The organism is Kitasatospora sp. NPDC090091 (genome assembly GCF_044747365.1).
Lineage (GTDB): Bacteria > Actinomycetota > Actinomycetes > Streptomycetales > Streptomycetaceae > Kitasatospora.
In genome coordinates, this window is record NZ_JBIVDY010000020.1 from 40,864 (window position 1) to 54,302 (window position 13,439).

8 protein-coding genes are annotated in these 13,439 nt (G+C 73.8%); 3 read left to right on the forward strand and 5 right to left on the reverse strand.

Going from position 1 to position 13,439, the window contains the following annotated elements:
- Positions 1-4: 4 nt before the first annotated feature.
- The gene (locus tag ACIPSC_RS29760) at positions 5-7,735 is read right to left on the reverse strand and encodes an SDR family NAD(P)-dependent oxidoreductase (RefSeq protein WP_400829807.1); all 7,731 of its coding nucleotides are present in this window, start codon (positions 7,733-7,735) and stop codon (positions 5-7) included.
- Between the two features lie 604 nt (positions 7,736-8,339).
- Positions 8,340-9,131 (reverse strand): BTAD domain-containing putative transcriptional regulator, encoded by a 792-nt coding sequence (locus ACIPSC_RS29765; protein WP_400829810.1) that lies wholly within the window; start codon positions 9,129-9,131, stop codon positions 8,340-8,342.
- A gap of 1,068 nt (positions 9,132-10,199) precedes the next feature.
- On the opposite strand from ACIPSC_RS29765, the gene ACIPSC_RS29770 reads away from it, so the two are divergent.
- Together ACIPSC_RS29770 and ACIPSC_RS29775 are read left to right on the forward strand one after the other, a co-directional pair.
- Positions 10,200-10,430, forward strand: a complete 231-nt coding sequence (locus ACIPSC_RS29770; protein WP_400829812.1) for a hypothetical protein — start codon at positions 10,200-10,202, stop codon at positions 10,428-10,430.
- Positions 10,408-10,614 carry a hypothetical protein gene (locus ACIPSC_RS29775; protein ID WP_400829814.1) on the forward strand — a complete coding sequence of 69 codons (207 nt, stop codon included), beginning with the start codon at positions 10,408-10,410 and terminating at the stop codon, positions 10,612-10,614. Before ACIPSC_RS29770 ends, ACIPSC_RS29775 begins: the two co-directional genes overlap by 23 nt.
- Positions 10,615-10,631: 17 nt before the next feature.
- On the opposite strand, the gene ACIPSC_RS29780 is transcribed toward ACIPSC_RS29775, so the two are convergent.
- From ACIPSC_RS29780 to ACIPSC_RS29790, 3 genes are all read right to left on the reverse strand, one after another.
- Entirely contained in the window at positions 10,632-11,123 is a 492-nt protein-coding gene (locus ACIPSC_RS29780; protein WP_400829816.1) for a DUF1269 domain-containing protein, read from the reverse strand.
- A gap of 110 nt (positions 11,124-11,233) precedes the next feature.
- Positions 11,234-11,896 (reverse strand): DUF4097 family beta strand repeat-containing protein, encoded by a 663-nt coding sequence (locus ACIPSC_RS29785; RefSeq protein ID WP_400829818.1) that lies wholly within the window; start codon positions 11,894-11,896, stop codon positions 11,234-11,236.
- Between the two features lie 315 nt (positions 11,897-12,211).
- A complete protein-coding gene (locus tag ACIPSC_RS29790; RefSeq protein WP_400829821.1) occupies positions 12,212-12,742 on the reverse strand; it encodes a GNAT family N-acetyltransferase in 531 nt (176 codons plus the stop codon).
- 153 nt (positions 12,743-12,895) lie between these two features.
- Between ACIPSC_RS29790 and ACIPSC_RS29795 the strand changes: the two genes are divergently transcribed.
- Positions 12,896-13,255, forward strand: coding sequence for a zinc ribbon domain-containing protein YjdM (locus ACIPSC_RS29795; RefSeq protein ID WP_400829824.1), 360 nt, complete (start codon positions 12,896-12,898; stop codon positions 13,253-13,255).
- Positions 13,256-13,439 lie beyond the last annotated feature (184 nt).

Genomic DNA, 13,439 nt, shown 5'->3' on the forward strand with positions numbered 1-13,439 from the left:
GTGGTCAGTTGTCACCGAGGGCGACCCGGACGAGGCTCTCCAGGTCCATCGTGTCGAGCGCGCTCCCGTGCTCCTCCTCGTCGTCGTCCACCGCGACGGATCCCTCCGCGGAGTCGGCGAGTTGGAGCAGCGTGCGGACCAGTCCGGCCTCCCGGAAGCGGTCCAGCGGGATCGCCGCCAGGGCCCGGCGGAACTCGTCCTCGCCGACCTCGGCGGCGTCCGGCTGCGCGGCCGTCTCCTCCGCGGGGAAGGCCTCGGCCTCGAGGTGGCGGGCGACGGCCGCCGGGGTCGGGTGGTCGAAGATCAGCGTGGCGGTCAGCCGGCGGCCGGACTCCGCGCCGAGCCGGTTGCGCAGTTCGAGCGCGGTGAGCGAGTCGAGGCCGAGGTCGAGGAAGCCGCGGTCGGGTTCGACCCGGTCCGGCGAGGCGTAGCCGAGGACGGCCGCCACATGGGCGCGGACCAGGTCGAGCACGGCGCGGGACCGCTGGTCCGGCGACAGCGCGCCGAACCGCTCGCGGAACGTCGTCGTCCCGGTGGTGACGGCCCCGCGGCGCCTGGTGGTGCGGATCAGGCCGCGGAGCAGCGGCGGCACCTCGGCCTGCGCCCGCAGGGCGGCGGTGTCCAGCCGGGCGGGTACCAGTACCGGTCGGTCCGTCCGCAGGGCGGCATCGAACAGGGCCAGACCCTGCTCGGACGGCATGCCCGCGAGGCCGGTGCGGCTCAGCCGCACGAGGTCGGCCTCGGCGAGGTGCCGGGTCATCCCGCCGGCCTCCGCCCACAGGCCCCAGGCCAGGGACTGCGCGGGCAGACCGGCCGCTCGGCGGCGCTGCGCGAGGGCGTCGAGGAAGGCGTTGGCGGCCGCGTAGCTCGACTGGCCGGACTGGCCGAGCACGCCGGCGGCCGAGGAGAACATCACGAAGGCCTGCAGCGCGCTCCCGCGCGTCAGCTCGTGGAGGTGCCACGCCGCGTCGACCTTCGGTCGCAGCACGGCCGCGACACGGTCCGGGGTCAGCGCGGTGATCACGCCGTCGTCCAGCACGCCGGCCGTGTGCACCACGCCGACCAGCGGCTGCTCGGCGGGCACCGCGGCCAGGACGGCGGCGAGCGCGTCCCGGTCGGCGGCGTCGCAGGCCGCGACCGTCACCTGGGCGCCCAAGGCGGCAAGCTCGTCGCGGAGTTCGGCCGCTCCGCCGGCGGCGAGCCCGTGCCGGCTGAGCAGCAGCAGGTGCCGCACGCCGTGCCGGGTGACCAGGTGGCGGGCGAACAGGCCGCCGAGCAGGCCGGTCCCGCCGGTCACCAGCACCGTGCCGTTCGGGCCGAACGGGCCCACGGCCTCCGGCGCGCTCGGCGGGACGGTCGCCAGCCGGGCCGCGGACACCCGCCCTGCGCGAACGGCCAGTTGGGGCTCCGCGGAGGCGAGGGAGCGGACCAGCGCGGGGTAGGAGTCGGGGTGCCCGTCGGTGTCCGCCAGCACGAAGCGGCCGGGATTCTCCGACTGGGCGGACCGGAGCAGGCCCCAGAGCGGGGCGTTCACCAGGTCGGCGACATCGTCGGCCGGGTCCATCGCCACGGCGCCGCGGGTGAGGAGCACCAGGCGGGAGGCGGCCAACCGGTCCTCGGCCAGCCAGGCCTGGACGAGGCCGAGCGCGTCGGCGGCCGCCGCGTGGACGGCCGCTGCCGTCGGCTCGGCGTCGGGCAGGAACGGCACCACGACCGTCTCCGGCACCGGGGCGCCGGCGGCGACCGCGGTGAGCAGGTCCGCGAGCTCGGCGGACGCGGCGTGACCGGCGGAGGAGGCGTGTCCGGTGCCCAGGAGGATCGGTGCGTCGGCGGCCGCGGGGGTGGCCTGCACCGGAACCCACTCCACCTGGTGGAGCGAGTCGCGGTGGCCGTGGGTAGCGGCGCTGAACTGCTCGGGCGTGACCGGCCGCAGCGTCAGCGCACCGACCGAGACGACCGGGCGGTCCAGCTCGTCGGTCGCCAGCAGCGCGACGGTGTCCGGGCCGGTCGGCGTCAGCCGGACCCGCAGCGATGTGGCAGAGGCGGAGTGGACGGTGACGTCGGACCAGGAAAACGGCAGGCGGACGCCGCTCGCACCCTCCAGCAGGCAGACGTGCAGGGCCGCGTCCAGCAGGGCGGGGTGCAGACCGAAGCCGTCGCCGTGCCGCTCCGGCGGGAGGACGATCTCGGCGAGCAGGTCGTCGCCGCGCCGGCCGAGGGCGCGCAGCCCCTGGAACGTCGGGCCGTAGTCGAAGCCCGCGTCGGCCAGCCGGTCGTAGAGCGTGCCGGCCGGCTCGACCGCCGCCGTCGGGGCCTGCCAGGCGGCCGGCGACACCTCCGGGCCGTCCGCGGCCAGGACGCCGGTGGCGTGCCGGGTCCAGTCGCCAGTGTCCCGGGCCGAGTGGATGGTGAGGGAGCGCCGGCCGGTCTCGTCCGGGGCGCCGACACGGACCTGGAGGCGGGTGGCGTGCTGCTCGGTGAGCGTCAGCGGGGCTTCGAGGGTGAGCTCTTCGAGGTGCCCGCAGTCGAGTCCGCGTCCGGCCTGGAGGGCGAGCTCGACGAAGGCCGTGCCGGGCAGGAGGGGGGTGCCGAAGACGGCGTGGTCGGTGAGCCAGGGGTGGGTGGTGAGGGAGATCTGGCCGGTGAGGATGATCTCGTCGCCGTCGGCGAGGGGGAGCAGGGCGCTGAGCAGGGGGTGTTCGGCGGGGGTGAGGCCGGCGGCCGTGACGTCGCCGGTGGTGGCGGGTGCGTCCAGCCAGAAGCGTTCGCGCTGGAAGGGGTAGGTGGGCAGGTCGAGTGGGCCGGTCGGGAGGGCGGGGACCGTCGGCCAGGTGACGGTGGCGCCGTGGACGTGGGCCTCGGCGAGGGAGGTGAGCAACCGGCGGAGACCGCCCTCGTTGCGGCGCAGCGAACCGACGATGACGGTCGGCCGTTCGGTGTCGTCGGCGGTGTCCTGGAGCGCGCTGGTGAGGACGGGGTGGGGGCTGGCCTCGATGAAGGCGTGGTGGCCGTCGGTGTGGGCGGCGTTGGTGGCGTCGGTGAAGCGGACGGTCTGGCGGAGGTTGGTGTACCAGTACGCCGCGTCGAGGCTCGTGGTGTTGATGAGGTTGCCGGTGACCGTGGAGTAGAAGGGGACGGTGGCTTCGCGCGGGCTGATGCCGGCGAGCTTCTCGGCGAGCTGGGTCTGGATGGCTTCGACGTGGGGGGAGTGGGAGGCGTAGTCGACGTCGATGCGCCGGGCCCGGATCTCCTGCTGCTCGCAGTGGGTGAGGAGTTCGTCGAGTGCGTCGCTGTCGCCGGCGATGACGGTCGAGGTGGGGCCGTTGTGGGCGGCGACGGTCAGGCGGCCGTCCCACTGCTTGAGGAGTTCGGTGGCGTCTTCGTGGGAGAGGGGGAGGGAGGCCATGCCGCCGCGTCCGCTGATGGCGAGGATGGCCTGGCTGCGCAGGGCGGCGACGCGGGCGCCGTCCTCCAGGGAGAGCGCACCCGCCACGGTGGCGGCGGCGATCTCGCCCTGGGAGTGGCCGATGACGGCGGCGGGCTCGATCCCGAGGGAGCGCCACAGCTCGGCGAGGGAGACCATGACGGCGAACAGCGCCGGCTGCACGACGTCCACCCGGGTCAGCTCGTCGTTGCCGCGCAGGACGTCGGTGAGTGACCAGTCGACATGCGGGGCGAGTGCGGCTTCGCACTTGGCGATCCACTCGGCGAACACGTGGGAGGTGTCGAGGAGTTCGGCGCCCATGCCGATCCACTGGGAGCCCTGGCCGGGGAAGACGAACACCGGCCGTTCGAAGGTGCCGCTGCCCTGGACGATGCCGGGCGCGGCGGTGCCGTCGGCGAGGGCGGCGAGGCCGCTCAGCAGCTCGGCGCGGTCCTCGCCGACCACCACGGCCCGCTGCTCGAACACGGACCGGCCCGACACCAACGCCCCGGCCACCGCGGCCGGTTCCCACTCGGGGTGGGCCTCGACGGCCGCCCGCAGCCGCCCGGCCTGCTCACGCAGCGCCCGCTCGTCCCGGGCGGAGAGCACCCACGGAACCACCGTCGAAGGCGAGTTGAGCTCGACCTCGCGGCCTTCCGGTGCTTCCTCCAGGATGACGTGCGCGTTGGTCCCGCTGATCCCGAACGAGGAGACGGCGGCTCGCCGGGCGCGTTCACCGGTCGGCCATTCCTGTGCCTCGGTGAGTAGCGACACGGCCCCGGCCGACCAGTCCACGTGCGTGGTCGGTTCGTCGACGTGCAGGGTCCGCGGCAGCACGCCGTTGCGCATCGCCATGACCATCTTGATCACACCGCCGACGCCGGCCGCGGCCTGGGTGTGGCCGAGGTTGGACTTCAACGACCCCAGCCAGAGCGGCCGTTCGGCCGGGCGCTCCTGCCCGTAGGTGGCCAGCAGCGCCTGCGCCTCGATCGGGTCCCCGAGCTTGGTGCCCGTCCCGTGCGCCTCGACCGCGTCCACGTCCGCCGCCGTCAGCCGGGCGTCGGCCAGCGCCGCCTGGACGACCCGCTGCTGCGAGGGTCCGTTGGGCGCGGACAGGCCGTTGCTGGCGCCGTCCTGGTTGATCGCCGAGCCGCGCACGACGGCGAGCACCCGGTGCCCGTTACGGCGGGCGTCCGAGAGTCGTTCCAGCAGCAGGACGCCCACGCCCTCCGCCCAGGCGGTGCCGTCGGCGGTGGCGGCGAAGGCCTTGCAGCGGCCGTCGGGTGCGAGCCCGCGCTGGCGGCTGAACTCGACGAACATGCCGGGCGCGGCCATCACCGCCGCGCCGCCGGCGAGCGCCATCGAGCACTCGCCGTTCCGCAGCGCCTGCGCCGCCAGGTGCAGGGCGACCAGCGAGGACGAGCACGCCGTGTCGACCGTGATCGCCGGGCCCTCCAGCCCGTACACGTAGGAGAGCCGGCCCGAGAGGACGCTCACCGTCGTACCGGTGAGCACGTGGCCCTCGACGCCGCCGCTCGCCTCGTGCATGCGGGCGCCGTAGTCCTGCGTCATGGCGCCGACGTAGACGCCGGTCCGGCTGCCGCGCACGGACGAGGGGTCGATCCCGGCGCGCTCGAAGGCCTCCCAGGAGGTCTCCAGCAGCAGTCGCTGCTGCGGGTCCATGGCCAGGGCCTCGCGCGGGCTGATCCCGAAGAAGGCGGCGTCGAACCGGTCCGCGTCGTGCAGGAAGCCGCCCTCCCGGGCGTAGGTGCGGCCGCTCCGGTCCGGGTCGGGGTCGTACAGCGCCTCGACGTCCCAGCCGCGGTTGCCGGGGAACGGCGTGATCGCGTCCCGGCCGTCGGCGACCAGCTGCCACAGGTCCTCGGGGCTGCGGACCTCGCCGGGGAACCGGCAGGCCATCGCGACGATCGCGATCGGCTCGTCCGCGCCGGCCGGCGCGGCGGACGCGATGAACGCCGTGGGTGCCGTGGACGCCGGGTCCTGCTCGCCGGACAGCGCAGTGAGCAGGTACCGGCCGAGGGCGTCCGGCGTCGGTTGGTCGAAGAGCAGGGTCAGCGGCAGCCGCAGTCCGGTCGCCGCCGCCAGCCGGTTGCGCAGCTCGACCGCCGTGGCGGAGTCGAACCCGAGGTCCCGGAAGGACCGGCCTCCGTGTGCCTCCGCCGCCGCCCCGGGGCCGCGCAGAGCGGCGATCTCGGCGCGCACCAACTCGCCGATCCACCGGCGCTGTTCGGCGTCCGACAGGTCGGCCTCCGACCGGCGGACGGTCGGCGGCGCGGCGCGGAACGGGTAGGTCGGCAGCGGCACCCGCTGTGCGCCGGAGCCGGCGAAGACGGCGGACCAGTCCACCGCCGCGCCGCGGACGTGCAGTTCGGCCATCGAGGCCAGCAGCCGGTCCGCGCCGCCCTGGTCGCGGCGGAGCGTGCCGACCACGGCGGCGTCGTCCGCCAGACCGGTGTCATCCAGGGTCTCCTGGAGGCCTCCGAGCAGTCCGGGGTGCGGGGCGACCTCCAGGAACGTCCGGTGGCCGTCGGCCAGCAGCGCGCGGGTGGCGTCCTCGAAGCGGATCTCGTTGGTGATGTTCTCCAGCCAGTACGCCCCGTCGAGCCCGGCCGTGTCGAGCAGGCCGCCGGTGAGCGAGGAGTAGAACGGGACGGTGGAGGTGCGCGGGCGGATGCCGGCGAGCTCGGCGAGCAGGCGCGGGCGGTCCAGTCGCAGTCCGGGGGAGTGCGCGGCGAGCCCGTTGCCGAGCTTCTTCGCCGTGACGCCCTCGGCCGTCAGCTCGGCGAGCAGCGCGTCCACGGCGGCGCGGTCGCCGGAGAACAGCACGGACTGCGCGCCGTTGCTCCCGGCGATGTCCACGCTGCCGAGCTGCGGGTCGACGGTCCGGCGGTCGAGCTGCGCCGCCAGCTGCTCGCGCGGCAGCAGGGCGGAGGCCAGGTCGCCCTGACCGGCCGCGCCGGCCTGGGCCTGGCTCCACCGCGCCACCACCAGGGCGGCGTCGTCCAGGGTGAGCGCGCCGGCGACGTGGGCGGCGGCGATCTCGCCGAGGCTGGCGCCGACCACGGCGGCCGGCTCCACGCCGCAGGCGCGCCAGAGTGCGGCGAGCGAGACCATCACGGCGAACAGGACGGGCTGGACGACGTCCACGGCGACCAGGGCCGGGGCACCCGGCGCTCCGCGCAGCACCTCGGTCAGCGACCAGGGGACGTACGGTTCGAGCGCGTCCGCGCAGGCCTCCAGGTGCTCCCGGAACACCTCCGAGGACTCCAGCAGGTCGAGTGCCATGCCCGCCCACTGGGTGCCCTGGCCGGGGAAGACGAAGACCGTGCCGGCGGCGGTAGCCGCCGTTCCGGCCCCGGTGCCCGCAGTCCCGGCCCCGGTGGTGGCCGTGCCGCGGACCATCAGCGGGCCGAACTCACTGTCGGCAAGGGCCTGCAGGCCGCGCATCGCGTCCTCGCGGCCGGCGGCGACCAGGACGGCGCGCTGCTCGAACACCGTCCTGGTCGCGGTCAGGGAGTGGCCGACGTCGGTGATCCGGAGCTCCGGGTCGGCCGCGAGGCGGTCCTGGAGCGCCCGTGCCCGGGCACGCAGGGCGGCGTCGCTGCGGGCGGAGAGGACCAGCGGGGTGAACGGGGTGACCAGCGGCCGAGGGCGAGCGGGCGCCGCCTCGGTGGGCTGCGTCTCGGTGGGCTCTGCCTCCGCGGGCCGGCCGGCGTGGGCCTCCGCGGCTCCGGCCTCCTCGGCCGTGGCGCCGATCAGACCGAGCGGGTCGCCGCCCGACGCCGGGGCGGCGTCGGTGAGCACGCCCAGGATCCGGTCCCCGTCGCGTCGTGCCTCCGGCAGCCGCCGGAGTACCGCCAGCACGGTGCCGCCGTCGCCGGCGAGGGCGAGGTCGCACTCGCCGCGCCGCAGGCTCGCCGCCGCCAGCGCGACGGCCGCCCGTGCGGCGGGCGCCGACGGCTCGACCGCGGCCTGCGGGCCGTGCAGGTCAAGGACGGCGGCGAAGCGCTCCGCGAGGCGGTCCTCGGCCGACGCGGCGAGGAAGACGCCGGCCCGGCTCCCGCGCAGCGCGGCGGGGATGATCCCGGCGTCCTCCAGGGCGGCCCAACCGAGTTCCAGCGCGGCCCAGTCGGCGGGGCCGAACCCGGCGGCCCGCTCGGCCGGGACGCCGAAGAAGGCGGCGCCGCCGTCGGGGCCGTCGTGGCCCCGGGCGTCGGCGGCGGGTCCGGACGGCGGGCAGGACAGTCCGACGACGGCGACCGGGCCGTCCTCACACCTCGTCTGGTCCACGGCGTACTCGGCTTTCCTCTTCGTCTCGGCTCCTGCCCGGTCCGCCGGTGCAGGTGATGGCGCATGTGGTGTGGTCGTCGCGGACCGCGGCCGGGTGTCCGGTGATCGGGCCGCCCGCGGACCGGCGGTGTGCGGTCGGCCGGGCGGTGGTGGCCGGCGCGGTGGGCAGTCCGGGTCGGGGTGCGTCCCGGGTGCGTCGGTAGCGGTGTGTTCCCTCCTCCGGCGAGTCGGCCGCGCCTCCGCGGCGGCTGCGTCCCGCCGGGTCCGGCGTGATTGCGACCGCCTCGTGTTGATCTACGTACTCATCGAGCAGCACCCTGCCAGGGACTTCTTGGTGGCGTCTTGGCGGTGACTTGGAGGCAACTTGGATCCGACTTGGAGCTTTCTTGGAGCCGCCCCGGACAACTGCCCCGACCTGCGAGGACGCGGACACGACAAAGACTTGTCCAAGGGCTTGACTGGCATATGCATGTCAATCAAGCGCAGGTAAATCGGCCCGGCCGGCGGACGGACGCGGGGCCCGCCGCCGACCGGGCCGTCCGCTGGGGGAGCCGCCGGGGAGGCGCGTGGTCCGGCACCCGCGAAGGGGGTGCCGGACGGCGGTTCAGGCGGAGCCGGCGAGGCGTTCGCCGCGCAGGATCGTGGCGAACAGCTCCTGCAACTCCAGGCCGGGGTCCACGCCGTACTCCTCCGCCAGCGTGCGGCGCGTCCGGTGGTACGCGTCGATCGCCTCGGCCCGTCGGCCGGACCGGTAGAGCGCCTTCATCAGCAGCCAGCTGAACCGCTCCCGGGCCGGGAACCGCATGGCGAGCGCGGGGAGTTCGGCGGCGATCATCGAGAAGTCGCGCTCCTCGGCCAGCGCGGCCTCCCAGAGGCTCTCCAGCGCCAGGAGTCTCAACTCCTCGAACCGCGAGGCCGCTTGAGCGCCGACCGCGTAGTCGCTCACCTCCGGATACGCGGAACCGCGCCACAGTGCCAGCGCCCGCTCCAGGGTCCGGCGCGCGTTCTGGTGCAGCCCGGCCTGGAGCTGCCTCCGGCCCTCGTGCAGCAGCCGCTCGAAGCGGAACGCGTCGATGCAGTCGTCGTCCACGGTCAGCACGTAGCCGGTGGGATCCCGCCGCAGGACCGTGTCCCGGCTGCGCGGTGGCCGGTTCGGCTCCAGCAGCCGCCGGAGATTCGAGACATAGCTGTGCAGATTCGCCATGACGTCGTTCGGTGGGTTCCGCGGCCAGACGGCCTCGGTGAGCTGTTCCGCCGTCATCGGCTGGCCGGGCGTCAGGAGGAGGGCGGTCAATACCGCCCGCTGGCGCGCCGACCCCGGATTCACTGGCCTTCCGTTGGCCTGAACCCCTAACGGGCCAAGAACACTGAAAATCACTGCGTGCCCCTCCGCCACAAGTCACCCCGAGTACCGCAGAAACGTCGTCGACCACCTGTCGGCAAGATCCTGATGCCAGGGGAGATCCCACGGAGCCGTACACGTTCTCGGACTGTCGGTGACAGAGTACTTGTAAATCCTCCCGAACTCAGGTCTGGATTCATCGCGCTCGGGTTTGGTATGGCACGCCCACATACGGGCTCGTCGCCGCCCGTCGAGCGACTTCCCCGGTGCCGCGCCCGCTCGCGCTACCGCTTCTGAGCTGGGAGGACAATCCCCCGGATGGGCGGCCCCCGGGGTGACTCGGCCTCATCCGCCGAAAGCCGACGGACATTTGAAGCTTGCACATCCGGCACTCCGGTCCCGCCCGGACGGCCTCCTCGGGTGCGCCCCGACGGGAGGCCGCCCGGCGGCGGGGCGGCAACGCGATTCCGGGCGCGCCCGGCAGCACTCGGATTGCGCCTCCCGGAGCCGTTTTTGGCCGAATTCCTCTGGTGCGGCCCGCCGGCCGGCGGGCACCCCGGCGGAGTGTTCGGCGGTGTCCGGATCTCGTCGCCGCAGTGACCTGGAACGGATGTCGGAGGCGGCTCCCAAACCCGTCGACGTGGTGATTTCGGCGACTCCGGTCATCCCCTCGGAGGCCGACGGGAACCGCCCGGAACCCGACCGGACCGGCGCCGGCCCGACCTCCCGGAGGGCCCCGATGCTGTCAACGGGTAACTGCGGCGTGACAGTTGGTGTCCCCGGCTTTGGCCGGAACCACCCCCGTGCCGAGGCGCCCGCGAGCCGGCCGGGCACCACCCACCCCCGCTCCGACCAGGCCGTCTCGCTTCGGACCGACCCTGGTGCGACCTCCTGCCCGCCGTCCGGAACAAGCCGATTGTCGGCCGCTTCCGGCACCGAAGCAGTGTCCCGTGCTCCCGGCCCACCGGTCGGCCCGAGTGCTACTGGGCGGACAGCAGCTCGGCCGGCCCGGTGAGGGAGTGCACCACCCGGTCCGCGTCCGGGGCATCGGTCGTAAGGTCGATCGGACCTCGGGCGCTCCCCGAGGACGGTCTGTCAGGGGGGTCGCCTAGAGTCCCGTCCATGACGACCTTGATGATCAATGCCGGCCCGGTCGACGAGGATGCGGCGGTGACCAGGGTGGGCGGCGTGCCGTTGGCGTCGGAGGGCACTGCCTGGCCCCGCTGCTCCTCCTGCGACGGCCCGATGCAATTCCTCGCACAGATCGTCCTGGACGACCTCGACGGCGGCGGCAGTGAGGGCGGCGAGGACCGGGAGCGCGACGTCGGCCGTGCTCGGACGGCTCGGCGGTGAGCCCGACTGGCTCCAGTACGACGAGACGCCGTCCTGTTCCTCCTGCGCCCGCCCGATGGCCTTCGTCGCCCAGCTCCAGGAAGGACCGGACCCGGTCACCGCGATGAACTTCGGGGGCGGCGGCACGGCCTACGCCTTCGCCTGCGAACCCTGTGCCGGTGCCGCGTTCCTCTGGCAGTGCTGACGAGCCCCGACCCCCGGCTACGCGCCCTCGGTGAAGGCCTCGCGCAACCGGGCCTCCTCGTCCGCCGAGAGGTTGGTCTCGACGAGCTCGGCGTGCCACCCCTCGAACTCGGCCCTGATCCGGTCGAGGACGGCGTCCGTGGTCAGCGCGAACAGCGCGGAGGTGCCGGGCGTCACCTTCTCCCGCACCTGCTTGATGAAGGCCTCGTCGATGCCGAAGTTGGCGAGGTGACCGCCCAGGGCGCCCGAGGCCGCCCCGACCGCCATGCCGAGCACGGGGACGAAGAAGATCATGCCGAGGAGGAAGCCCCAGAACGCGCCGCCCAGGGCGCCCATGCCGGTCATGTCGCTCAGATGGCGGGTCTTGGGCTTGCGGGCGCCCTCGGGCCAGCTGACCACGGCGCCGTCCTGGACCTTGATCAGCTCCTGGCGTTGCAGCCGCTTCAGGGTATCGAGGGCCTCATCGGCCCCGGTCGCGGTGGGGAAACGCCACACCGTCAGGGTTGCCATCCTGACCTCCGGTCTCGACGGACACGCACAACGGCCTCCATCCTCGGCCCGGCCCCCGGGCGCCGCCACACGGAGCGGCCCACCCGGGCGGCACATCCGTCGAGGTGTCCTCAGAGGCTGCGGGCGGTGATGTCGCCGTAGGAGGTGGTGGCGCGGATGTCGAGCCCGGCGCTGCCGTCGTTGCGGAGGCCGTTGCTGATGCGGCCGTGGGCGGTGCCGGCGTCCAGGGTGGCGGAGACGCCGGCGGCGGTGCCGACGGTGATGTCGCCGGACTGGGTGCTGAGGACGACCGTGCCGCGCAGGGCCTCGGTGATCCGGATGTCGCCGCGCTGGGTGCTGATCTCGGCGGGGCCGTTGAGCCGGCCGATCTCGACGTCGCCGTCGGTGGCGGTGAGGCGGACGCTCGCGGCTTCGTCGATCTTGATCTGCCGGTATGCGCCGTCGAAGGCGATGTCGCCGAGGCGGCCTACGCCGCGGAGTTCGGAGGCGGCGGTCCTGGCCTCGATGTCGGAGCCGGCGGGCAGGTGGACGGTGACGTCGACGGATCCGGGGCCGAGGAGCTGGTTCTTGGGTGCCGGCGCCGTGATCCGCAGGACGCCGTCGGCGTAGGTGACCTCGGTCTGCTCGGCGGCCTGGACGTCGCGGTTCTTGGAGGGGTTGGCGGGCCGGACCTCGACGGTGGTCTCGGTGCGGTCGTCGGCGATGAACGCGATCCGTCCCGCGGGGACGTCGAGGACGGCGGACACCGGGGCGGGGGTGGCGAACTGACGCATCGTGCGCTCCTTCGGTTGTACCGGGCAGCCTGTCGGCCCGGCGTTTCTGATGATGGAAACGCTACGTTGCGCTCACTGATCTGGCAACGAGCGTGTTGCGTCAAATTCCCATTGCCGCAGGTAGGAAGCGCAAAATCGTTGCAACGGTCATATCTGGAATGCAACGACAGTCCTCCCTGATTGTTGCAATGGGATGAGGGTGAACGCTATGCCGGAGCGGCTTGCGTTCGTTCCGCCCGAGTCGGAGACGCAGCCGGGCCCGCGCTGCGGCGCGGGCCCGTGAGGTTGCGGGGGTCGTCGTTCGGCGGGGCGGGATCAGCCCTGCCACTCCTCGACCAGGAGTCCGAGCACCGCCTGGTCCCTGAACTCCCCGCAGGCCCAGGCCGAGCGACGCAGTGTGCCCTCGGTGGTGAAGCCGGCCGCGGTGGCGGCCCGGACCATCGGTGCATTGTCCGTGAGCGTCTCCAACTGCAGCCGGTTCAGGCCGAGCACCGTGAAGCCGTAGCGGCAGAGCACCCGGAGGGCGTCCGTGGCGAATCCGCGCCCCCGGTGGCCCGGCCGCAGGGCGATGCCCAGGTGGGCGGTCCGGTTGTGGAGGTCGATGCCCCAGAGCAGGGCCTCGCCGGCCAGCTCTCCCGAGGCCGTCTCGACCACGGAGAAGCAGGCGGCCTCGTCGGAGGCCCCGGAGACCACGTACGGCGACTGGGTCGACCCCGGGGGGAGAGGGCGCCAGGGCCGGGAGTCGGCCCGTGAGCGGGTCGCGACATCGTCGTAGAGCTCGGTCTGGAGTACCGGGACGTCGGTCTCGTGCCGGGCCCGGAGGGTGATGTGAGTACCTTGTAGCATGTCACATTGCTAACATCGGCGACCTCGCCCGGGCCACCGGTTTTCCGCGACGCCCCGGCTCGGCGATCACGCCGCCCAAAGGGGTGGCGCCGTGGGCCCGTGTGCCCGCTGACCAAGGGAAACGCGCCTCGGCGGCGTGGATATCCTGAACACATGAGCGACAACCTCCCCCCGTGCCCGCAGTGTGCGGGCCAGTACACGTACGAGATGAACGGCCTCATGGTCTGCCCCGAGTGCGGCCACGAGTGGATGCCCACCGAGGGCGGCGAGGCCTCCTCCGCCGGGGCCGGCGAGCGGGTGATCAAGGACGCGGTCGGCAACGTGCTCGCCGACGGCGACACCGTGACCGTCATCAAGGCCCTCAAGGTCAAGGGCAGCGCCTCGGGCATCAAGGCAGGCACCAAGGTCCGCAACATCCGGCTGGTCGACGGCGTCGACGGCCACGACATCGACTGCCGCATCGAGGGCTTCGGCGCCATGCAGCTCAAGTCCAGCGTGGTGAAGAAGGCTTGAGCCGCACCCGGGCCTGATTCGCGCCCGGGCCTGATCCGGCCGCGGCCTGATCCGCGCCCGGGCCCGATCCGCGCCGCCGACCCCGGCGGCGCGGCGCGTTTCGGCGGGACTGTGGCCGTCCGACTCCGGCGCGAACACGGGATGTTCACGATCAGTCCGGAGTCGCTTCGCTTGTTGTGGGCAT